At 46.0% G+C, this 21,875-nt stretch carries 23 protein-coding genes; 6 read left to right on the top strand and 17 right to left on the bottom strand.

All coding sequences use genetic code 11. The annotated features are described in order from the left end of the window. The first annotated feature begins 5 nt into the window (after positions 1-5). Positions 6-527 (top strand): GNAT family N-acetyltransferase, encoded by a 522-nt coding sequence (locus tag FHS16_RS15940; protein ID WP_183564318.1) that lies wholly within the window; start codon positions 6-8, stop codon positions 525-527. A gap of 241 nt (positions 528-768) precedes the next feature. On the opposite strand, the gene FHS16_RS15935 is transcribed toward FHS16_RS15940, so the two are convergent. From FHS16_RS15935 to FHS16_RS15915, 5 genes are all read right to left on the bottom strand, one after another. Next, on the bottom strand, positions 769-1,152 hold the full coding sequence (locus FHS16_RS15935; protein ID WP_246431779.1) for a GNAT family N-acetyltransferase: 384 nt from the start codon (positions 1,150-1,152) through the stop codon (positions 769-771). A gap of 234 nt (positions 1,153-1,386) precedes the next feature. Beyond that, entirely contained in the window at positions 1,387-2,268 is an 882-nt protein-coding gene (locus FHS16_RS15930) for an AraC family transcriptional regulator (protein ID WP_183564315.1), read from the bottom strand. A gap of 82 nt (positions 2,269-2,350) precedes the next feature. Beyond that, positions 2,351-3,592: an ABC transporter permease gene (locus FHS16_RS15925; RefSeq protein WP_183564312.1), complete on the bottom strand. Its 1,242-nt coding sequence runs from the start codon at positions 3,590-3,592 to the stop codon at positions 2,351-2,353. Between the two features lie 13 nt (positions 3,593-3,605). After that, on the bottom strand, positions 3,606-4,319 hold the full coding sequence (locus FHS16_RS15920) for an ABC transporter ATP-binding protein (protein WP_246431778.1): 714 nt from the start codon (positions 4,317-4,319) through the stop codon (positions 3,606-3,608). A 196-nt stretch (positions 4,320-4,515) separates the two neighbouring features. Continuing rightward, positions 4,516-5,295, bottom strand: coding sequence for a Cof-type HAD-IIB family hydrolase (locus FHS16_RS15915; RefSeq protein ID WP_183564306.1), 780 nt, complete (start codon positions 5,293-5,295; stop codon positions 4,516-4,518). A gap of 310 nt (positions 5,296-5,605) precedes the next feature. Here FHS16_RS15915 and FHS16_RS15910 point away from each other — a divergent pair, with 310 nt between their 5' ends. The 3 genes from FHS16_RS15910 (at position 5,606) to FHS16_RS15900 (ending at position 7,998) form a co-directional block, all read left to right on the top strand. Continuing rightward, on the top strand, positions 5,606-6,430 hold the full coding sequence (locus tag FHS16_RS15910; protein ID WP_183564303.1) for a hypothetical protein: 825 nt from the start codon (positions 5,606-5,608) through the stop codon (positions 6,428-6,430). Between the two features lie 70 nt (positions 6,431-6,500). After that, a complete protein-coding gene (locus FHS16_RS15905) occupies positions 6,501-7,049 on the top strand; it encodes an RNA polymerase sigma factor (RefSeq protein ID WP_183564301.1) in 549 nt (182 codons plus the stop codon). Continuing rightward, a complete protein-coding gene (locus FHS16_RS15900; protein WP_183564298.1) occupies positions 7,042-7,998 on the top strand; it encodes a DUF4871 domain-containing protein in 957 nt (318 codons plus the stop codon). The genes FHS16_RS15905 and FHS16_RS15900 overlap by 8 nt, the downstream gene beginning before the upstream one ends. A 66-nt stretch (positions 7,999-8,064) precedes the next feature. Here the strand turns inward: FHS16_RS15900 and FHS16_RS15895 are convergent, their stop codons facing one another. From FHS16_RS15895 to FHS16_RS15875, 5 genes are all read right to left on the bottom strand, one after another. Continuing rightward, positions 8,065-8,886, bottom strand: a complete 822-nt coding sequence (locus FHS16_RS15895) for a methyl-accepting chemotaxis protein (RefSeq protein ID WP_183564295.1) — start codon at positions 8,884-8,886, stop codon at positions 8,065-8,067. Between the two features lie 164 nt (positions 8,887-9,050). Then, positions 9,051-10,637: an ATP-binding protein gene (locus FHS16_RS15890; protein WP_183564292.1), complete on the bottom strand. Its 1,587-nt coding sequence runs from the start codon at positions 10,635-10,637 to the stop codon at positions 9,051-9,053. A gap of 227 nt (positions 10,638-10,864) precedes the next feature. Beyond that, positions 10,865-11,992 (bottom strand): copper amine oxidase N-terminal domain-containing protein, encoded by a 1,128-nt coding sequence (locus tag FHS16_RS15885; RefSeq protein ID WP_183564289.1) that lies wholly within the window; start codon positions 11,990-11,992, stop codon positions 10,865-10,867. Between the two features lie 128 nt (positions 11,993-12,120). Further along, positions 12,121-13,257, bottom strand: coding sequence for a bifunctional cystathionine gamma-lyase/homocysteine desulfhydrase (locus FHS16_RS15880; protein WP_183564832.1), 1,137 nt, complete (start codon positions 13,255-13,257; stop codon positions 12,121-12,123). Next, positions 13,254-14,183: a PLP-dependent cysteine synthase family protein gene (locus tag FHS16_RS15875; RefSeq protein ID WP_183564286.1), complete on the bottom strand. Its 930-nt coding sequence runs from the start codon at positions 14,181-14,183 to the stop codon at positions 13,254-13,256. The genes FHS16_RS15880 and FHS16_RS15875 overlap by 4 nt, the downstream gene beginning before the upstream one ends. 280 nt (positions 14,184-14,463) lie before the next feature. Between FHS16_RS15875 and FHS16_RS31770 the strand changes: the two genes are divergently transcribed. Both FHS16_RS31770 and FHS16_RS15870 read left to right on the top strand, forming a co-directional pair. Next, a complete protein-coding gene (locus FHS16_RS31770) occupies positions 14,464-14,829 on the top strand; it encodes a hypothetical protein (protein ID WP_246431802.1) in 366 nt (121 codons plus the stop codon). Next, a complete protein-coding gene (locus tag FHS16_RS15870) occupies positions 14,754-15,905 on the top strand; it encodes a DHA2 family efflux MFS transporter permease subunit (protein WP_312890947.1) in 1,152 nt (383 codons plus the stop codon). The genes FHS16_RS31770 and FHS16_RS15870 overlap by 76 nt, the downstream gene beginning before the upstream one ends. A gap of 367 nt (positions 15,906-16,272) precedes the next feature. On the opposite strand, the gene FHS16_RS15865 is transcribed toward FHS16_RS15870, so the two are convergent. The 7 genes from FHS16_RS15865 to FHS16_RS15835 all read right to left on the bottom strand — a co-directional run bounded on the left by FHS16_RS15865 (position 16,273) and on the right by FHS16_RS15835 (position 21,678). Beyond that, positions 16,273-16,830, bottom strand: a complete 558-nt coding sequence (locus FHS16_RS15865) for a hypothetical protein (protein WP_312890933.1) — start codon at positions 16,828-16,830, stop codon at positions 16,273-16,275. A gap of 195 nt (positions 16,831-17,025) precedes the next feature. Further along, positions 17,026-17,400 carry a hypothetical protein gene (locus FHS16_RS15860; protein ID WP_183564283.1) on the bottom strand — a complete coding sequence of 125 codons (375 nt, stop codon included), beginning with the start codon at positions 17,398-17,400 and terminating at the stop codon, positions 17,026-17,028. Positions 17,401-17,603: 203 nt separating this feature from the next. After that, complete coding sequence (locus FHS16_RS15855) at positions 17,604-18,179, bottom strand: dihydrofolate reductase family protein (protein WP_183564280.1); 576 nt, start codon at positions 18,177-18,179, stop codon at positions 17,604-17,606. A gap of 518 nt (positions 18,180-18,697) precedes the next feature. After that, on the bottom strand, positions 18,698-19,396 hold the full coding sequence (locus tag FHS16_RS15850; RefSeq protein ID WP_183564276.1) for a tyrosine-type recombinase/integrase: 699 nt from the start codon (positions 19,394-19,396) through the stop codon (positions 18,698-18,700). A 116-nt stretch (positions 19,397-19,512) separates the two neighbouring features. After that, positions 19,513-19,866, bottom strand: coding sequence for a hypothetical protein (locus FHS16_RS15845; protein ID WP_183564273.1), 354 nt, complete (start codon positions 19,864-19,866; stop codon positions 19,513-19,515). A gap of 194 nt (positions 19,867-20,060) precedes the next feature. Further along, on the bottom strand, positions 20,061-20,834 hold the full coding sequence (locus FHS16_RS15840; RefSeq protein ID WP_183564270.1) for a nucleotidyltransferase: 774 nt from the start codon (positions 20,832-20,834) through the stop codon (positions 20,061-20,063). Positions 20,835-20,895: 61 nt separating this feature from the next. Beyond that, a complete protein-coding gene (locus FHS16_RS15835) occupies positions 20,896-21,678 on the bottom strand; it encodes an alpha/beta hydrolase family protein (protein ID WP_183564267.1) in 783 nt (260 codons plus the stop codon). Positions 21,679-21,875 lie beyond the last annotated feature (197 nt).

The following is a 21,875-nucleotide window of genomic DNA, read 5'->3' as shown; positions in this document are numbered from 1 at the left end:
GGACCATGTCTGCGCAATTATACATATGTCAGACGGATGCAGACCGGGCGGAATTTGTCCGTTACTTTATCAAGAACCGCTCTGAGTTCAACAACGGCTTCTCGTTATCAGATACGCTGTTGCATGCACTTGAATCCATGGAACACTCAAGGATCATGCTCATTAAGGGAGATCAGAACGAAACCGTTGGCTGGGCATTTTTCAAATATGTCGACCACAATTACGATCATAACCCTCAAGGTGAAATTGTTCTTATCGATTCCGCGATTATGAATCGTTCCTATCGCGGCGGCGGATTATTTCTTCGCGGTTTTCGGCTATTGGCGAATGAGATTGAGGTGGATAACCCTAACGTCAAAAAATTTGAATTCCACGCTCTCGAGAGCGATGCCTATTTAAATAAGCTATATTACAAATTCGCCGATGTTATCGGACAAACAGAAGGCAGCCACGGGACAGAAAACATCTATTCAACTGACTTTTCTTTGCTGCTTCGTTTTTTAAACCGGACAAGAAATGACAATTGACTCCACTTTATTCCATATGTTACTGTAAAATCTATCAATCTAGTAAAGGAGGCCTATCCCATGGTTCCAATATCACCCGCCATTAACAAGGGCAGCAGCGGTTCGAAAATCATTAAGTTCACTGATTTGTTGAAGCTGAATGAACAAGCCCGTGCAACTGCAACTAAATAACTTCGAATTTGCACAAAGAAGAGCGCCGCAGACGATTCGTCCACGGCGCTCTTCTTTGCGTGAGCAGGTATTATTTCCGTATATTTCCGCCAGCACTACCTGCACTGCTTGAGCTATACGGATCCGAGTACTCCGTATTTGTTCTCTCCCACACATCTGCGTAAGAAGGATGTCTTTTGAACTGCGCAAGCGCATAAGAGCAAGAGGGTACGATTTTACGCCCCTTCTCCCTAGCCTCCTCGACTACGAAATCAAGAAGCTGCTTCCCTAAATCTCTGCCGCGGTATTCACCATCCACATGCGTATGATCGATTACCCAAGTGTCCACATCAACCATCGTGAACGTAATTTCACCGATCGTACCCTTCTTCGTGGTTAATACATAGCTGTTTCCTTGTTTTTGTGCCCGTATTTCCTCTTCTACCGCTCCATACATATCCTTATCCGAACTCATGCCTGCTTGCACCTCCTGGGAATAGTCATGAACCCTCTTCCGGTCAAGCTGCGGGTCTACTTCTTCTTACCCCAACGAGCAAACTATGAATCCAAGGAGAGTTCCGCAAGCGATTTGATAATGGGATTAGTGATAACGGGATAGTCGATCGCCCTAGAAGCATTTCAGCTCCCGTATAACAGAAGTAGCGGCAGCGCATGACGTAAATAGTCGTCCTGCACTGCCACTTCCGGATTACTGTTTTTTGGCGACAGGAATCCATATTTCGCTTCTATAGGCGGGTGAAGAAGTATCCTTGCTCTCATTCCACAATATTTCCGGTCCCTCCGCTTGCTCATAGCTTGCATTCATGAACCATTCCGAATAAATCCGCCCCCATACGTTCTGCAGCGTCTCCGGAAACGGACCAACCGCTTCGAATACGGCCCAGGTTGTTGCAGGAACCTCAAGCACCGCGAACGTCCCAGCCTCCGTCGCGGGCGCAGTCGTCGCGGCACCGATATAATGATCCAGCTCACCCTTCTCCTCCATGCGTCCCTCAGAGAAATGGATGGAAGCGCTAATGAGTCCCTGCGGCTCAACATTAGACAGGTTCTTCCACACCCCGATTGTCTCTGCGTCTAAGCTTTGCCACATGGCGGCAATCTCAGGATTCACGCCTTCAAAAACAATGGCAACACGCTTCTTTAAACCGACAATGCGGAATGCCTCTTTCTCTACAATCCGATAGTTCAATGGAATGCCTCCTTTAATGGATAAATGAAAGGTTATCCGCGGATAGGCTTTCAATAAATAGCTGTCGCTTCTCGCTTCCGATGGCGCTGCACCATGCATAGCTTGGAAAGCCCGTGCGAAGGAATCAGGCGAGCCGTAGCCGTATTTAACGGCAACATCGATAACTTTTTCTTTGCTTTGAATGAGATCAAAGGCCGCTAGCGTTAGGCGTCTGCGGCGCACATATTCCGAGGGCGAAACTCCTGCAAGAAACGAGAACATGCGCTTGAAATGATATTCGGAGCAAAGCGCATGCCTAGCCGCTTCCTTGAAATCAATCTCATCCGTTAAACGCTCCTCCATGTAGTTCAGCGCATCGTTTATTTGATGTAGCAAATCCACGAGTATAACCTCCTCTCTTCCTAAAGATAGCTGAATGCATGCAGGGGAGTCCGACTATTTGTGCACGCTTTTGCAGGGTAAGCTATGCACCGGAATTCATTTTTGCCTTGTTATGGTCATATAGGCTAATGGTCGACCATAGGGCTGCGCATAGCAATACGGCTGCAAGAATGCCGATGATTCCTGCAAGCTTATATCCGGCAATAGCCGACCAGACGAGCATCAGCGGCAGCAGCAGCCAAAACCGGGATAGTATGGCGGCCTTACGAGCGTCTGTCTTCGACCACGGAAACTGCGCAATAAAGGGTTCTGCAAACCATTGCCTCCATTGCATGTGCAGCCAAGACATGCCGATTGCCGTTAAAGCCGCGACGAGAAACAAAGCAATCGGGCCGGGAACAAGCGATACGGCATAGGTTGCAGCCGACATAAAACCAAGCCATACGCGAATATGCGTCATGCCGCGCAGGAAGGCTTTGATCCTCAGCTCTGCCAGCATCGTTGATGCGTTCGACTTGTGGAATAGTCGCTGCGAGGCGCGAAACAGATAAGGCCGTTTCAGGCGGACAACTGGCTTTGACTCAATTACCTGGCTCATGAGCAGCTCCGTGCTTCGAAGACGCGCCGCATTCTCCGTTTTCACCTCTGCTTCGAACTGTATAGGCGTTCTCAATCCGGCCCATAGGAGCACAAGCATCAAAATCGCTGCTGCTGCAAGAGAGAGACCTAAGAGGCTATCGTTCTGCTCCCATCTCATCATGGGCGTCAAATATAGCGCGCCAAAGAAAAGAAAACCGAATATTTCAAATGCCCACTTGCGTCGCCCCTTCAGTTTGCCGTTCGCCAGCTGAATGCTAAGAGCAAGCACCATACCCATTACGATCGTGAAGCCATAGGCAAGCACCACCTGTAACCAAGACATCGACTCTGCATGCCTTAGAAAAGGCAGCAGCAGCAAATACGGAAGGGCCACCACTATTAATTTTTTAATCAGCGTAAAACCGATTCCATAGCGCTTAATGCTTTGCAGCCACTCAGGCCGCTGCAGCAGAAATAAGCGGTCCGCCTCCTCGACGAAAATGCGGATCTGCCCCATGAACAGAACAACTAACAATACAATCGGATATAACGTCGACCACGGCAGCTTCATCGCCCACTCCGGCATGTCCATTAATACTTCACGATATAGACCGCCCCCAATAAATAGGCCGGGCAGAAGCAAGTAGAGCCATACTGTCCAATCGAGTACGCTGTTCCAAGCGCGAAGCTGGTCTCTCTGGTTGCGTTTCAGCCTTATCCAAAATAATTGGCGAGGTGTTATCATGCCATTCCTCCCCCTATGTCAATGCGTGAAAGCACTCGAATAACGTCGCTTCCTTCGCACAGCCCGCATCGTTTCTCACATCATCCAAAGAGCCCCGCGCCACGACCGAACCATTGTTTATCAGCACAAAACCGGTGCAGATACGCTCAGCGGTATCCAGAACATGCGTGGACATAAGAACACCCGCTCCACGCTCCCGTTCACCCTCAAGAAGCTTTAGGAAATCTGTCGTTGCACGCGGATCCAGTCCGACAAAAGGCTCGTCCACGATATATACATCCGGCTCAAGCAGAAAGGCGATAATCAGCATGAGCTTTTGCTGCATGCCCTTGGAGAAATGCGATGGATAATGATGCTTTTCCTCCGTCAATCTAAAACGCTCCAGAAGCTCCTCTGCTTTGGCGGCAAATTGCCGCTCCTCGATCCCAAATGCCGATGCAGCCAAATGCAGATGCTCCCACAAAGTCATGTATTCATAAAAGATCGGCTGCTCCGGCACATAAGCATACCGTTTGTTCTTACCTCCGAGCATGATCTCCCCATTCACATGAGTCATTAAGCCAAGTATCGTTTTGATTGTCGTACTCTTGCCCGCTCCGTTTGGCCCGATGAGTCCAACCAGCTCTCCCGGCGCAACCTCAAGCACAATCTGGCGGATGGTCGGCTTATCTTCTTCATATCCAGCTTCCTTTATCGCTGCCCGCAGCACAAAATCCCGGTTCTCCATCTGTTGCTGACCGCCTCTCATGATCGAATCATTCGTATGTTTCTACGACTCAACCGCCATCCATGTTCCAGCTATTCATGGCCAAAGAGCGTTCATTAGCCAGCCGGTTTTTGAAAAAAGCCGATACCGCAGCATGCGATATCAGCTTCTTTCCACTTTTTATTTTTGCACAAATACACACAAACCAAATCACAGCTTAACGCTCTAAAAGGCCTGCTTTCACCAAGCCGTTGCGAATGCCCTGCTCATCGACATGCGTCGTCACGTAATCCGCATAAGGCAGCAGCTCAGGGTGAGAGTTGCCCATGGCAACGCCGAAGCCCACCGTCTCGAGCATCTCTTTATCATTAAGACCGTCGCCAAAAGCAACCGCATCGGCCGCCGTTAAGCCGAGCTTGTCCAGCAGCGCTTCAATGCCCTGCGCTTTCGATCCGCCAGCCGGAAGCACATCAATGGCCTGCGGATGCCAGCGAATCAGCTTCAGCTCCGAATGCAAGCCGTCATAGAGATGCTCCTCATGACTCTCGCAGTGAAGGAACACTTGGTAAATGCCGTCTGTTTTCCAGAATTCCGGGTTGTAGCCTGGAAGATCAACCTTCAAGGAATTAACCGAATCGATAATAAAAGGATGATCCTCTTTATCGGCGAAGAAGTTATGCTCGCCCTCGAAAACAAGTCCGTGATTATGCTCGGCTGCAACCTTAACGAGCGCCTCCAACCGGTGTTTCTCGATTTCGCGTTTGTAGAGAGGCACGCCTTTGTAGACGACATAGCCGCCATTCAAGCAAACGAAGGACTCAATGCCAAGCTGCTCCGCAAGCGGTTTAATGAAATAAGGCGCACGTCCGGTCGCAATAACCGGCTCTACCCCGCTTTCCTTCAGCTCCGCAATCGCTTTAATGGTATCTGCCGGTATTTCCTTCTGTTCATTGATTAACGTGCCGTCGATGTCAAAAAACACAATTTTATAAGCCATTATTATTTCTCTCCTATCCCTTGCTGCAGACGTCTGCCGCCTGTCCTTTTCTATTAGTATAAAGAATCAGGCTCCGAAAAGAAATCATTACGGTCTCATTGATTAAAAATGTGCATCCGTGATCGGAAATACCGCTGTTTAATAGGCCATTCGGTGCTTGACTGCGATTGGAGGCTTCCTGTATATTAATGGAAGCATCACAATAAGAACGGCTTACGATGGAAGCACCCGTAAGAGATGGCGTTTTACGCCTATCTTGCAGGTGCTTTTTTTGCATTGTTCGCCACAATCAAAGGAGGCTTCATTATTCATGAGAACCGTTCCAAGGCTTTCCGTATTCTGGCTTGCTGTCATGCTCCTGTTCGCAAGTCCAAGCGCCATTTCCGCCGCGTCTTTCGAGTTCAGCGTCACCGCCAAGACCGCATTCGACAAAATGAGGGGAGCAGCGGATAAGTCGACCGCGGCCAAGCTGTCCGCTCAATACTCGGAGCTGCAAAGAACGCAGAAGCTGCTTATCGACTGGGATACCCGCATCGATAAGCTGCACTATCAGAACGAGGAAGCCATGCTCGCAACGCGTAAAGTCATCAAGGAAATCGACGCGGACAAGCTGTTGAAGCTTGAATCCGCCATCGAGCAGGCAAAGAAGAAATATGTACCTTTGTTCCAGCTTTATGATTCATTGAATCAGCAGCTCAATATTGCGAAGTCTTTCAAAGACAAGCTTTCCGTAAGCATATTGAAGCCGCAGGTTGAAACGACCAAAGCGGCCGTGCAGCTCGCTAAGCTGGATATCCGCAGCAAGGAGGCCGCGCTTAAATCAGCCAAGTCGAACACTGCCGGCACGATAAAAAAGCTGCGGAATCAGCTTAGCGGCATCGATCCCCTTAAAGTGAAAATAAAAGCGGCAAAGAGCACCATCAGCACCGTTAAAAAACAATTTTCCACCGAGATATCCCTTCTGAATCAGGCTGTCAAAAAAGGCGATGCAGCGGGTACGTCAAATTCCCTTGCCCGAATGCTAGCCTATATCAAACAAATCAATGAACAAAAGCAAAAAACCTATTCGTATGAGCAACAAACGATGGAAATCATCGCAAAGGTGGATGCTCAAATTCTTTCGTTAAAAAAATAATGTGCTGAAACGGGAACCTTTTACCTACAATGCGGTCTAATGGACAGAGGTGAACGCATTGGAGGACGGAATGGATTATTTGAAATATTTGGCGCCAGGCTATGACAGGGCTGCCGTATTGCGTGATTTAATGGAAGCGTTCGGCCAAGACGTATGGAGCTTCGCCTTCTTTCTAACCCATAAATCCGAAGCCGCAGACGATATCTCGCAAGAAGTATTCTTGGCGGCATTCAACGGGTTGTATGGCTTTCGCGGCGAGTGTACGATAAAAAGCTGGCTGCTTACCATTACGCGGAATAAAGCGCTGCATTATTTGCAAAGTGCCTTTATCCGCAAAGTAACCCTTACCGATCGATTGATTAGAGGCGTCTCGCCAGCGGCAGAACAGATCGTATTTGACCGTCTGGATAACCGTGACCTATGGGATACGGTTATGCGGCTGCCACGCAAATATAGGGAAGTATTGGTGCTAGACTACCATTATGGCCTTAAAGTGAAAGAAATAGCACAATTAATCCGTATTTCGGAAGGTACCGTTAAATCAAGAGCGCATCGGGCAAAGAAATTAATGAGCAAGCTACTAACCAATAATGATGAGGAGGCGTTAGGTTATGAGTGAAGAAAGGCCGACCTGGGCAAAGCAAATGGACAACTCGCCTTTCCGCAGCAGCCATTTCTCAGCGGAGCTGAAGCAGCAGGTGCTCAATCGCGCCAAAGCTACCCGTCGTACGTTCAGGCTCCCCCGTATAGCAGTCATTATTGTGCCGTTCGCATTCGTATTGCTTCTGGTCGGTGTGTCCCAGCACCTGAATTGGCATTTTCCTTTCCGTTCTTCTTCTATGGGCAATGAGCCAAATGCGGCAAATATGGAACGAACAGCCTATTATAAACAGGATTGTTTATTGTTCACCGTTTATCCGCAGCCTGATGTCAGGGCAGGGGTAATGGCAGGATATATCTTTCACTTCGAAGAGCCAATAGATGCCTATATGGGGAAATCTATGACGATTCAAGCGCAGCATATGAGATCGGGTCAGCGGGAAACCATTTCATTGGGTAAGATTGCGGGACCAAGCAGCGGCTATGAGAGTCTTGAGCGTTTGACCGCGCGTTTTGCGCTGCCGCTCGGAGGGATTTGGACACTGGAGATACTGCTAGATGATCAAAAGTATGGCAATGTGGTGCTTTCCTTGCTCGACCCTTCGTGGGAAATCAGCCCCGAGTTCCGATCCGGTTCCTATTTAATGCGTGGCGTTAGCAATCAGATCGGCTTCATAGATGCCGGATTTCTGGCAGGAAAATCGCAAAAGTATATGTGGCATTTTTGGGGAAGCGACGAGCAATTAAACGGTCCATTCGACGTCAAAGCCGTGAAAGAAGGCTCTGATCGTATCATCGACGTATTCTCCACCAATCCGCTGCTCTCATCGAACGCCTTGAGCGGCAAGTTGAACGGAGCTGACCGAAACACCGTTACGTCTATGAAATTGCCGGAGAAGGGTGTTTGGCGATTGCTGCCTTATGTACGCGGGCAATTATTGGATACCATCGTTGTAGAAGCAAAATGATCGACAACAAGCCGCAAGGACCGGTTAACCGGTCCTTGCGGCTCGTTATCGTTACGCGTATTTTTGTTATAATTTATTCGCGAACTCGGTAAGCTTTTCGGACATTGTTTTTATTTCTTCGATAAAGGTTGAGGTATGCTGAACCGAATCTGCCTGTTCTTGGCCAATCGCCGCTATTTTTTCTATGGAAATAGCCATTTGGTTCGTAACGTCCTTGATTTGCAGCATCGTTTCATTTATGTCTTGAGTCGATGCTACGGTTTCCTTTGAGAATCTCCGAATTTCTTTGGCAACGACCTCGAAGCCTCTTCCTTTCTCCCCTGCATGCGCTGCTTCTATAGCGGCGTTCAGCCCGAGTAGATTCGTCTGGTCAGCCACTCTTTTAATAATGGATAAAACCTCTGTTGAATTTTCTACATCCTTGCCAGCCTGGTGAGATTGAACAAGCAGCTGCTGAGAGAACCCCGCAAGCGATTGCGAGCCATTAGAGATGCTGCTGATTTGCTCATTAGCTTGCGATAGGGAGGCTGCAATCTGCTCTGCGATGGCTTTTAGTTCACTTTGCCTCCGAATTTGAACAGCTATTCCGCCTATGACATGGCCAGCCTCATCATGAAGAGGCGTTGCCGTTCCCGTGAACTCGTAACCATAGAAGCTCGCAGGCACATCCGATCTGAGCGCCCGGTTGTCCCGCAAGGCTAAGAAAAGTGGCTCCTCCTTATGTAAAGGCTGTCCTTCTTTAATATTTAAGTTAATGGTATCTCCGGGGAAATACGCAACAAATCGTTCCAAATCGCATATCGCTATTGATAAATCAGCCGGTATCGCTGATTTGATAATAGGAATGAGCGAGACAAGCTTGTCCAAAGAATCAATGTTATTATTCACAGTAATCAAGTCTCCATTTCTCTAATCCCTTTTTAAAAGCAAAGCCAAGCTCGTCCGACGTTTCCGTCTTTATAAACCATCGCACTTCAAATACACAAGAAAAGAAAAAGCCAAGCGAAGTACAGGAGCAATCCCTGTCTTTCATTCGGCTAATAACAAGAGAATCATTCATTCGTTTTGGGCAGCCAAATCTCAACGGTGGTGCCTGTCCCAAGTTCGCTGGAAACGACCAGCCGACCATCATGCGAGGAAATGATTTTGTCTACAATCATCATGCCAAGTCCGTTCCCGTCGCGGCGGGTCGTATGGAAAGGCTGTCCAATGCGGCGCTTGACCTCATCCGTCATGCCTACGCCGTTATCCTTGAACAAGATTCTTTGATAAGAATCAACCATATCCAATTGAATGCTTACCTCTCCTCCGAAAGGCAAAGCTTCCATAGCGTTTTTCAAAATGTTCAAAAACACCTGCTTGACCTGATCCCGGTCGCAGCGAATGATCGCCATTTCTTTATATTCGGTCCGAATAATAATGCCATTCATCTCGAATTGCATTTCAAATACGGATAAAACCTCCTGCAAAATATCGGCACACTGCTCTTCTTTATATTGGAGCGCCTGCGGCCTCCCCAAAATTAAAAACTCGCCTACGATCGCGTTCATGCGATCCAGTTCGGACATCATCACATTGTAATAGTGGGGATTCGTTGTTTTGCTCGATAGCTGCAGCATTCCCTTTACCGTTGTCATCGGATTGCGAATTTCATGCGCGATGCTTACGGCAAGCTGGCCTGCGAACCCAAGCTTCTCGGTGTTTCGCAGCAGCTCTTCGGCCACCTTCATCTCGGTAATATCCCGCAAGCTTCCGACCACTCGTATCAGCATATTCTCTTTGTCATAGATCGGCACCACATCGAGCATATAGAAATGGTGCTCATCCTCAATCTTGACCGATACCTCGATGCCGACGCAGGTCTCGCCATGCAGGATAAATCTTTCAAAATAAGGTCCAATGATCCTCAAATCAAAGACCTTCTCACCGATGCAGTTACGCTTTTCATTACTCGCATTATTTAATATGACGGCACTGTAATCGTTAATTTCTAATATTGTGCCCAACGCATCCGTAATAATGACACCGTAGTAGTTCGTTTCCAGCAGCACTTGATTCAGAATATGCAGCTGCGTATTATGCTTGCGGAGCAACAGCTCACGCTCGATAGAATCAACAATGGTGCATAATAAGGCTAGCAAATGCGGATGCGCGGATCGGGTGTCTGTCATAATCGAGAGCGTTCCCAGCAGCTGGCCATCACTTTCCAAATGAAAAGGGGCCGTATAGCAAGCAAGCTGGTGCAGAACACGATGATAATGATCCTCTCCCTTAAGCTCAACCGGACTATTGATGCGCAGAGCCATATCGATCGCGTTTGGCCCCAGCTCCTCGCAGAAGCGCACGCCTTCGGTAATTCCCAATTCGCGGGCTGTGCTTATGATTGCGGGGTTGCCCCTAAACTCAAGAATATGTCCTTGATGATCGGTAATCGCAGCGAAGAAAGGATCATCCGCAACAGAGGACAGAAATTTATCTACAAATACGCTTATGACTTCAATAATGTCTTTGTAGTGGTTTTGCTGGCTTGCCAGCGCCTCGCTTGAAAGCCATTCAGTATATATAGGGAGCTCATCCGGATTCAGGCCTCGCAACCGACATTGTTTATGTGCTTCTGTGATCATATCGTTTTTTATCATGTTGTTGTACCAATTAACCTTTCAGGGATGGCTTGTTTCCATATTGTTGGACAATATCCTTTATTCTAGCTGTAAGGCTCACAATCCTTCCCATTTTTATTAAAAACCGTTTATATTATCAAAAAAATAAATAAGACTGTACTTCAAGGTCGATAACCTCGAAGTACAGCCTCTCATGTGCGTAGTGCTTTTCACTGCTTTTAAGCTGGCAGCTCTCTGCTTCGAATTTATTGTTTAGGCAGAAGCTTCACGTTCATGTTATCCAGATATAAGGTCGTTAGTCCCTCATAGCCGGAATCGCTTCCTATAATAACGTATAGCTCGCCTTTTTCATTGGTTTTGAGCACTGCCGAATATTCCATCGCAACCGGTTGAAAGCCCGTCAGGTCACTGTTTGGCTGTACCATGTTTCCAACGATCTTCATATCTGCGCCTTCCGTGCTTTGATTGCCCTTGTCGACATTCACTTTATAATACAGGTGGCCGCCTTCATTCACTTGCGATTTGGCAGGCTCCTTGCTTACAAAACCGGCTTTGATGCTGACCGCTTCACCAGGTGCGCCGCCCACTCCCATCATACCGCCTGATTGGTCGGTATAAAGCTTGAACGATAATGAAGCCTCATACGTCGTATTCGGTTTTAAGCCTTCCAGCTTCTTCGTCACATACATAAACAAATCATCGCTGCGGTTCATACCGTTCAGCTTCAATCCGAAGTTTGTCTTGTTCGCAGTGGTAGGAAGCAGCTCTCTTGCGTATTTCAGCTCGTAGATCGCTGGATCGTAGTCTACTGGCAGATCTGCGAAATCTCCTTTCCAGCCATCCTCCCCTTGATCAAAGTTAAATTGAAACAATTGCGCACTTTCTCCCGCTTGCAGTGTGATCTTCTTCTCTTTTGCGTTCCAAAGGGTTGCGGCTCCAAGAAGCTGTGCCACGCTTTTGGCAGGAACAAAGGTTGTGCCCTTCACCGCGGTTACTTTAGCCGGCAGCTTCACGTTTTTAATATAAGTGCCAATGACCGCATCGCTATTCAGCGTTACCGTAACCGTTAAGCCATCCTTCGCTAAAGTGATTTTTTTGGTCGCCGAATCCAAATGAATGGAAGCTTGAAGACCTTCAGCCAAAGCTCGCACTGGCACCATCGTTACGCCATTCAAGATGTAAGGAGCTACAGCCAACGTGTATTCCCCGCGATAGTCCGTTGCCTTTTTGCTGCCGATTTGGAATTGAAGCGGAGTATTCGCAGCTCCTGCCGCTCCGTAAGAAACGGCTCCCGGCGCTACAGCGCTAAGAAGCACCGCTGTCGTTAAAGAGGCCACCATTATATTTTTGTTCAATAGCTTCTTGAGTTTCATATGTCTACCATCCTTTGTTGTTAGAAGTATTGTTGCATGTACACTCCTAACGAACCCAAGATGGTTTAAGTTGCAATACGATTGATGGCCTCAGCCTATCTTAATATTACCAAATCCGCTCAAACCGCTTATTCCGCCAAAGCCTGCTCCAAATCCGCGATCAGATCCTCATGGTCTTCAATACCGACGGAAATACGGACCAATCCATCAGTGATGCCGAGCAATGCCCTCCTCTCCCTTGGGATGGAAGCATGCGTCATTCTTGCCGGCACGGATATGAGACTCTCTACAGCTCCCAGGCTTTCAGCTAGCGTAAAGTATTTCAGCCTTCGGATCATATCCGATGCCTTCTCGCCGCTGCCTACATCAAAGGAGACAATGCCCCCGAAGCCGCGTGCCTGGCGTTTAGCAAGCTCATGCTGCGGATGGCTTCGCAATCCCGGATAATGAATGCTTTCAATCGTATCCAGTCCCGACAAATATTCGACAATAGCAAGAGCATTTTCCTCATGAGCCTCCATCCGCAAGCCGAGTGTCTTCAAGCCTCGCATGAGGAGCCATGCGTCCTGCGGGCCAAGCACGCCGCCTGTTGCGTTTTGCACAAAATGCAGCTCCTCGCCCAGCTTGTCGTTCTTCACGACAGCCAGGCCTGCCACCACGTCGCTGTGTCCCCCGATGTATTTCGTTGCCGAATGCAGCACAATATCCGCTCCTAGCGCCAGCGGGTTCTGCCAATAGGGGGTGCTGAACGTATTATCAACAACGAAGAGCAGCTCCTCGGCTTTACACCATGCGGCTAGCACTGCAACATCGGACACTTTAAGCAGCGGGTTTGTAGGCGTTTCGACGAACAGCGCTTTCGTATTGGGCTGCAGCGCTTTTGCAACCTCATCCAAGCTTGTCGTATCCGCAAAGGTATTGTCGATCCCTAGCCGATTCAGTACTTTTGTGACGATGCGATACGTTCCCCCATATACATCGTCGGTTAGAATGATATGATCGCCTGCGCTCAGCAAAGAAAATACGGCATGGATCGCAGCCATTCCCGAGCTGAACGCAAACCCTCTTGCCCCCTCCTCCAAATCAGCAATATACTGCTCGAGTGCATGGCGCGTCGGATTGCCCGTACGTGAATATTCATAGCCTTTATGCACGCCTATCTCGTCCTGCTTATACGTGCTAACTTGATAAATCGGAACGCTTACTGCTCCCGTTTGAGGATCAAACGGGCTACCGCCATGGATAAGCTTTGTTTTTCGCTTCAGCCTAAACACCCCCCGCCATAAATCTGTTTGCTCAAATACCGCTCGCTGCCGTCTGGGAAAACCGTAACGATTCGGCTGTTCGGCTTTGCCGTCGCCGCTTCAAGAAGTGCCGCATGCAGTGCCGCTCCCGAGGAGCTTCCAACCAGCATCCCCTCTAGCTGCGCCAGCTCCTTCACTCTTGCAAAAGCCTGCTCATCCGTCACTGTATGGATAGCATCGAAATATGCGATGTCCATGAACGGCGCGAGCTTCTCTACGCCGATTCCTTCCGTCCGATGCGGTCCAACAGGGCCTCCGCCCAGAATGGAGCCTTCCGGCTCGACAATCACCGTCTTTATATTCGGGTTGCGCTCCTTCAAATAACGCGCCGTTCCCATAAAGGTGCCGCCGGTGCCCGCACCAGCGACAAATATATCGATTTCGCCAATTAGCTCATTCCAAAGTTCGGGACCTAACGTTTTGTAATACGTTTCGGGATTAGCCGCATTGGAGAATTGCCTAGGTGAATAAGAGCCCGGAATGGACTTGAGCAGCTCCTCTGCCTTCTCCACCGCGCCGACGATCCCAAGCTCAGACGGCGTATTCACAATGGTCGCTCCAAGCGCCTTCATAAGCTGCTGCTTCTCAATGCTGAATTTCTCCGGTACAACGAACAACATCGAAACGCCTCGCCCAATTGCCGCCAAAGCAAGCCCGATCCCTGTGTTGCCTGCCGTTGCCTCGATAACCGTACCGCCAGGCACCAGTTGCCCGCTGGCAAACGCATGATTCAGCAGCTCAACGCCGAGTCGGTCTTTAACACTGCCTCCCGGGTTTTTATATTCCAGCTTTGCATACAGCCTTACTCCATCCGGCAGCGCATAACTTTGAAGCTCGACCAGAGGCGTATTGCCAATAAGCTCATGGATATGTTGAAACCTAGCCATTTGCAGTCCCTCCCACGATATGCGATTGTTTGACGCATTTCCTTAATGGGTCTATACCCTGCATTATATGAAGCAATCCTGCGTTGTGCTTGCGCCTGCCGCCATCTGAGTGCAGGATTACTCCGCTTTTCCTCGTCTCCAAGGCGAGTGCAGCCACAAATCGTTCTATCGCTTAATACAATATTTCAATAATAATAAATTATTCCGATATGTTATATTGGATTTATAGTTATAACTTATTCTAGAACCCATCCGAATGTGAAAAATAGGAGGTGAGCGATTGTCAGCAGGACTAACCGAAAAGCTTAGTAAACCGATTATTGCCAAACCGTCGTTTTGGCCTGCTTTAGCGACACTCTTCTTCGGATCGTTCGTTGGCATGTACCATGTCGTTTCATTGAATGTATCGCTGCCGGGCTTCATTGGCATTTTCCATACGGATTTAGGAAAGGTTCAGTGGATTATCACCGGATTTTCACTCGCCTGCGGCGTCATTGCGCCAGCCAGCGGCTACGCGGGAGATCGTTTCGGGGTTTCTTATTTTGCCTGGCGGGCATTACGGTTACCTCGGTGCTCTGCGCCTTCTCTTGGAATATTTACGCGCTTATCGCCTTCCGCATTTTGCAGGGTGTATTCTGCGGACTGATTCAGCCGGTCTCTCTGGCATTGATCTACCGGACCGTTCCAGCCGACAAGCAACCCCTTGCAGTTAGTGTCTGGTCGTTCTCTACTATACTCGGAACGGCGCTTGCCCCATCGGTCAGCGGCTGGCTGCAAGGCTACGACTGGCATTATATCTTTCTCGTAACGGTGCCTGTCGGCATTCTTGCGCTCGTAATCGGCAGCCGAATTCTCCCTGCCAATTCCGTTGACAAGGAAACCAAGCTGGATCGTCTCGGACTTGCGCTTGCAGCCTCGGGCAGTCTGTCGCTGCTGCTTCTTTTTGGGAATATATATGCCTGGGGCTGGCAATCCGCTGCTTTTTGGGTGTGCTTGACCGTCGGGGTTGGTAGTGCGGTTTGGTTTGTTATTCATCAGCTACGAGCAAAGACGCCATTGCTGCAGCTTCGTTTATTCCGCAACCGTACGTTTACGATCAGCTTGGTTGTTTCCCTAATCCTATCTGTTGCGCTCTACTCAGGCGTTTATTTTGTGCCGCTGTATTTGTCGGAAATTCACGGGCTCAGCTCTTTTCATATCGGGCTGTTATTTCTGCCGGGAGCCGCTTGTTTAACTTGCGCAACCTTCTTCTCCGGCAGGTATTATCATAAATTCGGACCGGCTGTGCTCGCCATTATCGGCACCTCCATCCTAATCGTTACCACTTTCTTGTTCAGCAGGATGCAGGTTAGCACCAGTCTGCTGGCTATTATGATTATTATCGCGATCCGCAATACGGGAACCGGCTTGGCATTGACGCCTGTGACCAATGCCGGCATGATGGCCATTCCCAAGGAGTACTCCGGCCACGCCTCAGCGCTCATCAACTGGCTGAGGCAAATATTCAGCGCGATGGCGCTCGGTTTGTTTACGTCGTTATTTTATGCAAGGCTAGCCATTCATCAAGAGCAGCTTGGGAAAAACGATACGGTCTATCCCTCGGCTTATACGCTAAGCATTAACGACGCTTTCTTATTCTCCGCTATCATTATTATGTCTGCTCTGCCGCTGGCCTTGCTGCTTCGTAAGCCGAAAATGGGAGGCAGCATCGGGAAAGTCTAATGTTGGAGCCAATTGAACTGGTTGGCGATTACATGCAGGCTGCAGATATCCCATTTGAACACCCGTATAATTTTCTTCATTGCGGAGTAATACCAAATACTACTTAGTGTTATTATATATAATTATTATTCATTGCTAGTAGATTGCAGATGAGCTCCTATGCCAGCTGCGCATGAGCGAAAGAAGTGTTCCCTTGCTTCCCGTTCGGACTTTCTCATCTCCTTGAGTTCAATGATTTCTTCATGCTTGCTCAGCTTCTATGAGATTCGGTTCCCGGCTGTTTAAGTGGCGCAGCAGATCGAGACGTCACGCGGTTCCCCAGCGCTTTCAAATTCTGCATCCTTCATTAATCAACTAACGTTTCACGTTAGTTGAACAATTGATTAGCAATTTTCCAATTACATAAGGGTTTATCATCCCAAATTTGTACTTCTATATATCGTTCTGGTCCTTTATTACCGTCGAAATTCCACACTTGAGGTAACCCAAATTCATTTATTACTTTTCTTATCTCATTCAATGTATAAACCTGTTTACGATATGGCTTTCCATCTTGGTATCTCATAGTAGGAAATAAATCGCCGTAAGTAAAACTTATGTTGTCCGTTTCAAATTCATAAATTGGAATTTCAAGTTCTTTACCTAATGGATACCAATCTAAAAGCCAAGGACATTTCCCAAGAGTCATATAATGGGGATGGCTTCGACTGGGTTTACCTCCCTTCGAAACAAATATTTCTCTTGCCTTTAATTCGAGACTGCGACGAATTTGCAGACAATCCATAGACCTTTTACTTGCAAATCCCTTTTTATTAAGTCGAATATTACTGAGAACTCGTTCTGCTTCATCAACTTCTAGGTCAGATAAATTAACGAATGGACCTGTTGATTCATCGTAGTAATGATAAAGTAACTCTCTCATCATATATCCCACCGATACATGGATTTATTTCTATATTTAATTATATCTCTCTCGAAAGCTTTATTAAACTAATCTGCCATTTAGCTTAACGACAACAGGAGCAGCTGCCGCGGCGGCATACTGCTCCTGGATTGCTGGACTATCGTTACCCTCCCTCGGCTTAGCTTAGTAAGGCTTCGCTATCGCTTTCCTACAAATTCACTTTACTGACTCCGCAATTCCGAGGAGCACATCCGCTGTAACTTGATTCCCTATCCGACTATCTACAGCCAGACGGTACTGCCATCCGTTTTTTTCAAACACTAAAATATTGAAGCCTCCCCTAGCCTTTGGGGTTTTAGTTGTAAAGTACTGTGCTTCACTTCCATCTTTGAGTTTGTATGTTTTTCTATCTCTCTTGAACATCCCAAAGACTAATTTCTGTTCAATAGGTCTTACATCAATATTATAGTGGTTTCTGCTCTGAGCATTATGTAGGTATTCTATTTGAAACTCATCGTTATTATTTTCCTTGTCGTTTACACATCTACCCAAATGATGAGTAAATTCCATAGGCGGCAATTTAATCGGCAATTTCAGTTCTCTTTGATTAAACGATTCGCATTCTTTTAATGCTTCCCCAACCGACTTATACCCGATTTCGATATAAGGCTCTTCGAATTGAGGAACATCTGTACTCGAACAAACCACTTCAAATCGATCATACTGGCTGCCTTCTCCTGATGATTATTGCGTTATCGTTTCCCGTTTGCGTAATCTACTATTGGAGACAAGGGTTATCTAACCGTCTGGTAAACGAGGCTTATGGCTCCAGAATCAAATGTCTTGTTTTTGATAAGTTTAAGATTGATCTTCTCCTTGAGACCTTGGAATAACGGCAACCCACTTCCGATCAGGACGGGAGAAACCGTAATTTTATACTCATCTACTAAATCAAGCTGCATAAGGTAGTGTGCGAACCTGGGACTGCCGAGGATGACCATATCCTTGCCCGGCTGCTGTTTAAGGTTCTTGATCTCTTCCTCGATATCTTCTTTCACGAGTCTGGAATTATTCCATTCGACTTTCTCCAGCGTCGTGGAAAAAACGATTTTGGCTGTCTTTTCGATCCACTCGGCATGATCCCTTTCATGCTGCGAAGCTGACGGGTTCGAAGGCACAGATGGCCAGTAACTGTGCATCATCTGATAAGTCCCACGTCCCCAAATGACAGTGTCGGCAGTACTCAGAATTTCTTTCGCGTGTTTCTCCAAATCAGCATCGTAGGAAACCCAGCCAATGTCCATTCCACCGTTCGGCCCTTCAACAAAACCGTCAAGCGATGCGTGCAGAAATAGAACGAGTTTTCTCATGTTCGTTTCTCCTCCGATTTCGAATTTATTTTTTCGTTTTTTTTGGCCGTTGGCCCGCGTATCATCCTGCTGTTACGTTCATAATAAATCATTACGTAACGTAAGGTTCAAGTGGGAATCTGAATTTTTTTGAAGACACAATGTTGCGCAAAACTGCCAGTTAGCGTAATGACCACTTCCGCTTAAAAGCTTTTATTGTTCTATCAAATAGTAGTCCTACAAAAAAGAATGTTAAAACATGAAGTATATACGCTTTTATTTTCGTATCAATAGTTGCACTCTGTACTGCATGGTTTAAGCCATCAAAATCTAACATCCAATGTTTGAATGGATATAATATTGAAACTCCCATAAATAGAGTCAATGGTGCATGATAAGATGTCCACATATCATGTACACAAATTACAAAACTCAGCATCGAAAACCAAAACGAAAACTTACGGGTAAAATACATTTCTTAGCTCCCCCCATCCAACTCACAACCGAGCCGAGTAGCAGTAACATTGGATTGAACAAAGCTACCTCGTCTTCCTCACCAAAGCGGATACGAGATATAAAATTAGGACTAAATGACGTTTTATTGCCCACCTGAGCGTTGGAATGGCCATACGTTTAACCGGATTCGTATCCGTTACAAATAACGCTTTACACGAATCCTCACGGCTAGCCAAGTACTTCTTCAGCCACACTTTACACTCCGTTGTAAAGTAAATTGCTCTCTGCTTTGAACCTTTCCCATTTACAATAGCTGAGCATTTTACCCAATTTAGATCTTCAATGTTTATCTTCTCGACCTCACCAATACGGCAGCCTGTGCTGTAGAGAAACTCGAGTAGTGCCTTTTCCCTAGATGTCTGACAGGATATCTTGAGATGAATTACATCTTCCTCCATCAAAAACTTAGGAATTCGCTTATCCATTTTGGGCTCTCGTAGCTTGAGTGAAGGGTTGGTGGGTAGAAATGTTTCTTCATATGCAAAGCGGAAGAGGGAACGAACAAAACGAATGCGGTGCCCTAGACTGCTTTGCTTCAATCGTTCGGACTGCTTAGCTAGGTATTCCTTAAGCAGAACCAAAGTTATTTCAGAGATATCTAAATCCTCTAGTTCCGTAACCAGCATCTTAAGATGAAGGGAATAGGCTTTCAATGTATTTGGACTAAACCCTTGGATTCGCTTATCCGTCTCATATTGACGCCATAGTTCGCTTAAAATCATTAATAAAACCTCCTATTAGAGCAATTAATACTAGTTTGCTTCTAATAGAAGGTTTTAGACTTATTGATTCAATTAGCGTTCGACGTTAGTTCAAAGAACAGTTCATCAACAAATTATCACTTCACTCTTTCGGAAATATTTTTACTTATTTCTTCAGGATTTTCAACACCAATGATCAACTTTGATATTTTGAACTTACCAACTTGAAAGCTATTCAAATCTAAATGAAGAGTTTCAAGCTCATTTTCAAAAAAGTGCAGTTGATAACCACCATTTGATCTAAATAACCCACTTCTCATTTCTCCTAATAAAGCACCATATAGTTTAAAAGCATTTGGTATCGGTCTACCTGTTGTTATTCCCTTGATTGAAGAGTATGGAATTTGCAACCCTTTATTTAATTTTAAAAAGGGTGAGTTTCCAAGGTCGATATTTACGTAGGTTTCCATTAGTTGAATTTTACCTTCCATATTTTGAATCCCCCATTTTCAAATAATCCATTTATTTCACAACTCATAATTACATATATTACTATAAAAACCTCTTTTCTTCATAAGAGTCTAAGCTCTGCCCGTTAACGTAGCGAAGGGCCGCCTGCGTGGCAGCCCTTAAACATTGTGCTATCGTTTCACGTTAGCTCAATAGTCAGAGCGTCAATATGGTGTTAGTCGAAGGAAGTTCTGGAAGCAGCCATTGCATTTAAGGCGTTCTCAAAATACCTATATACTTCATCAGCAATTCCCAGAAACTCTTCAACAAGTACATTATTACTATCCAAGTAACAAGCATACAGATAATTAACTAAAGCGGAGTCAATCTCACAATAGTTTAATATGGCATCCTTCATCTTAATAATGTCATCTTGCCATACACCAGTATCTTCTAAAATCAAAGAGTATAATGCACGAATTAATCTCTTAGAGTAACCTTTAATATGTCTAGTTTTCAATGTGTTATCACTAGCATTAGAAATTAAACCTCTATGTACACGACCTACTTCCTTCTTGGTCTCTGTATTTAAGTCTAAAATGAACTCTGGAGAAATAATTATCGGTGGTACTTTTTCACCAACGTCATGACCATATATGCAAACACTAATTATCTTTACCCAAAAACCCCAATCATTTGGTTTACTTAATACATCGTCAATCGAGCAAATTGTCGTATCAATCTTAGTTACTACTGGATATTCTTCCAAAAGCCTGTCTTTAATATTTGACAATCTTTCGTAATCAATTTCTTTGGGATTTACACATACAATAGTAAAGTCTGCATCTGACTTAAAAGGTATAGCAGTTCCTTTTGGAATCGAGCCACACATATAAATGCTATGAATCTTACCTTTAAATTCGGTAAGTATACTATCTATATACTTATCAACAAAATCCTTATATTCACTTTGTATTACAATTCTATTTATAACTTTTTCTAATATCATATAGACTCCTCCTAAACTAAGAACTTCTTTCGGCTAACGTCTTTTTTGTGACCTTCGTAAATTAGCTCAATATCCAATTAACCCAAAAATCCCATGTCTTAGCACGTAATTGTTTCCCATGCCCCACACCATCAACTACCAAAAGCTGTGCGTTAACATCATTGCTTTCGGCGATTAATGAGTTATAGAATCGCTCAGTATGATAAGAACGTATAGTGTCATCTTCTTTCCCGTGTATTAATAGCAATTTACGGTTAACTAGTTTCGTAATATGTGATGGTGGATTTAATAGAGAATTGCCAACTAAAAACTCATTCCATTCATTTTCATCTATATCACGAAACACATTTTCCTGGCACCGCTTTAAATAGGACAATAATGTCGTTAAGTCACTTTCAGGTTCAGTCAGTTCTGCATTTTGTTGTGCTGGTTCAAGCAAAGGACAAAATAAGACAGCAGAATCGGCTAAATCTGATACAGCAAGAGTGCAGGCAGCTACTGCACCGCCATAACTATTCCCTACTAATACAAGACGATTAAGTGACCATTCGACTATTTCTTCAGTCGACAAATCTATAGTACTTCCCTTCGAAAGAAGTTCTAAGCTCTGTATTGCCCCCTCAATTGAAGAAGAAGGACCGAACTTGCCGTAGCTTTGCCAGCTTCCAGGATACCTCGCCTGTAATACTGTAAACCCCGCGTTTGAAAGTGGAATAGACATATCCTCTGCTGTTGGTGTATTCGGCAAGCCAGGACACCAAACGATTCCTACACCATTGGCTCTATCGCGTTCGGGTAAAAACAGGTCTCCAAGAATGTTTCCATTCCTTACAAAGGCTTGCATGTGATATACACCTCATCATTATTTATTTTTCTAATACTATTTCAGCAAATATTTAAAAACGTCTCTAGATATATTCAACCACATATTGGAGGTATCCTGCCCGTTCGTATTATGAGGTCACCAGATCTTTCTGGTAGACCTCATTTTTGTGTAGTCGTAAGATAGCGGTAGCCGGGGATAGAACGTACCTGCCCGTG

The sequence above is a fragment of the Paenibacillus endophyticus genome (assembly GCF_014192395.1).
GTDB lineage: Bacteria > Bacillota > Bacilli > Paenibacillales > Paenibacillaceae > Pristimantibacillus > Pristimantibacillus endophyticus.
The sequence above is the reverse complement of the archived record's forward strand: the minus strand, read 5'-3'. Positions and strand labels throughout refer to the sequence as shown.

Bases quoted from the DNA above. Each gene is read 5' to 3' on its own strand.
- FHS16_RS15935 (WP_246431779.1), bottom strand. From the start codon at position 1,152: ATGAGTTCGGATAAGGATATGTATGGAGCGGTAGAAGAGGAAATACGG.
- FHS16_RS15925 (WP_183564312.1), bottom strand. From the start codon at position 3,592: ATGATAACACCTCGCCAATTATTTTGGATAAGGCTGAAACGCAACCAG.
- FHS16_RS15885 (WP_183564289.1), bottom strand. From the start codon at position 11,992: ATGAAACTCAAGAAGCTATTGAACAAAAATATAATGGTGGCCTCTTTA.
- FHS16_RS15840 (WP_183564270.1), bottom strand. From the start codon at position 20,834: ATGATATTAGAAAAAGTTATAAATAGAATTGTAATACAAAGTGAATAT.
- FHS16_RS15910 (WP_183564303.1), top strand. From the start codon at position 5,606: ATGAGAACCGTTCCAAGGCTTTCCGTATTCTGGCTTGCTGTCATGCTC.
- FHS16_RS15940 (WP_183564318.1), top strand. From the start codon at position 6: ATGTCTGCGCAATTATACATATGTCAGACGGATGCAGACCGGGCGGAA.
- FHS16_RS15865 (WP_312890933.1), bottom strand. From the start codon at position 16,830: ATGATGAGAGAGTTACTTTATCATTACTACGATGAATCAACAGGTCCA.
- FHS16_RS15875 (WP_183564286.1), bottom strand. From the start codon at position 14,183: ATGGCTAGGTTTCAACATATCCATGAGCTTATTGGCAATACGCCTCTG.
- FHS16_RS15855 (WP_183564280.1), bottom strand. From the start codon at position 18,179: ATGAGAAAACTCGTTCTATTTCTGCACGCATCGCTTGACGGTTTTGTT.
- FHS16_RS15905 (WP_183564301.1), top strand. From the start codon at position 6,501: ATGGATTATTTGAAATATTTGGCGCCAGGCTATGACAGGGCTGCCGTA.
- FHS16_RS15845 (WP_183564273.1), bottom strand. From the start codon at position 19,866: ATGGAAGGTAAAATTCAACTAATGGAAACCTACGTAAATATCGACCTT.
- FHS16_RS15915 (WP_183564306.1), bottom strand. From the start codon at position 5,295: ATGGCTTATAAAATTGTGTTTTTTGACATCGACGGCACGTTAATCAAT.
- FHS16_RS15900 (WP_183564298.1), top strand. From the start codon at position 7,042: ATGAGTGAAGAAAGGCCGACCTGGGCAAAGCAAATGGACAACTCGCCT.
- FHS16_RS15835 (WP_183564267.1), bottom strand. From the start codon at position 21,678: ATGCAAGCCTTTGTAAGGAATGGAAACATTCTTGGAGACCTGTTTTTA.
- FHS16_RS15920 (WP_246431778.1), bottom strand. From the start codon at position 4,319: ATGGAGAACCGGGATTTTGTGCTGCGGGCAGCGATAAAGGAAGCTGGA.
- FHS16_RS15890 (WP_183564292.1), bottom strand. From the start codon at position 10,637: ATGATAAAAAACGATATGATCACAGAAGCACATAAACAATGTCGGTTG.
- FHS16_RS15850 (WP_183564276.1), bottom strand. From the start codon at position 19,396: ATGATTTTAAGCGAACTATGGCGTCAATATGAGACGGATAAGCGAATC.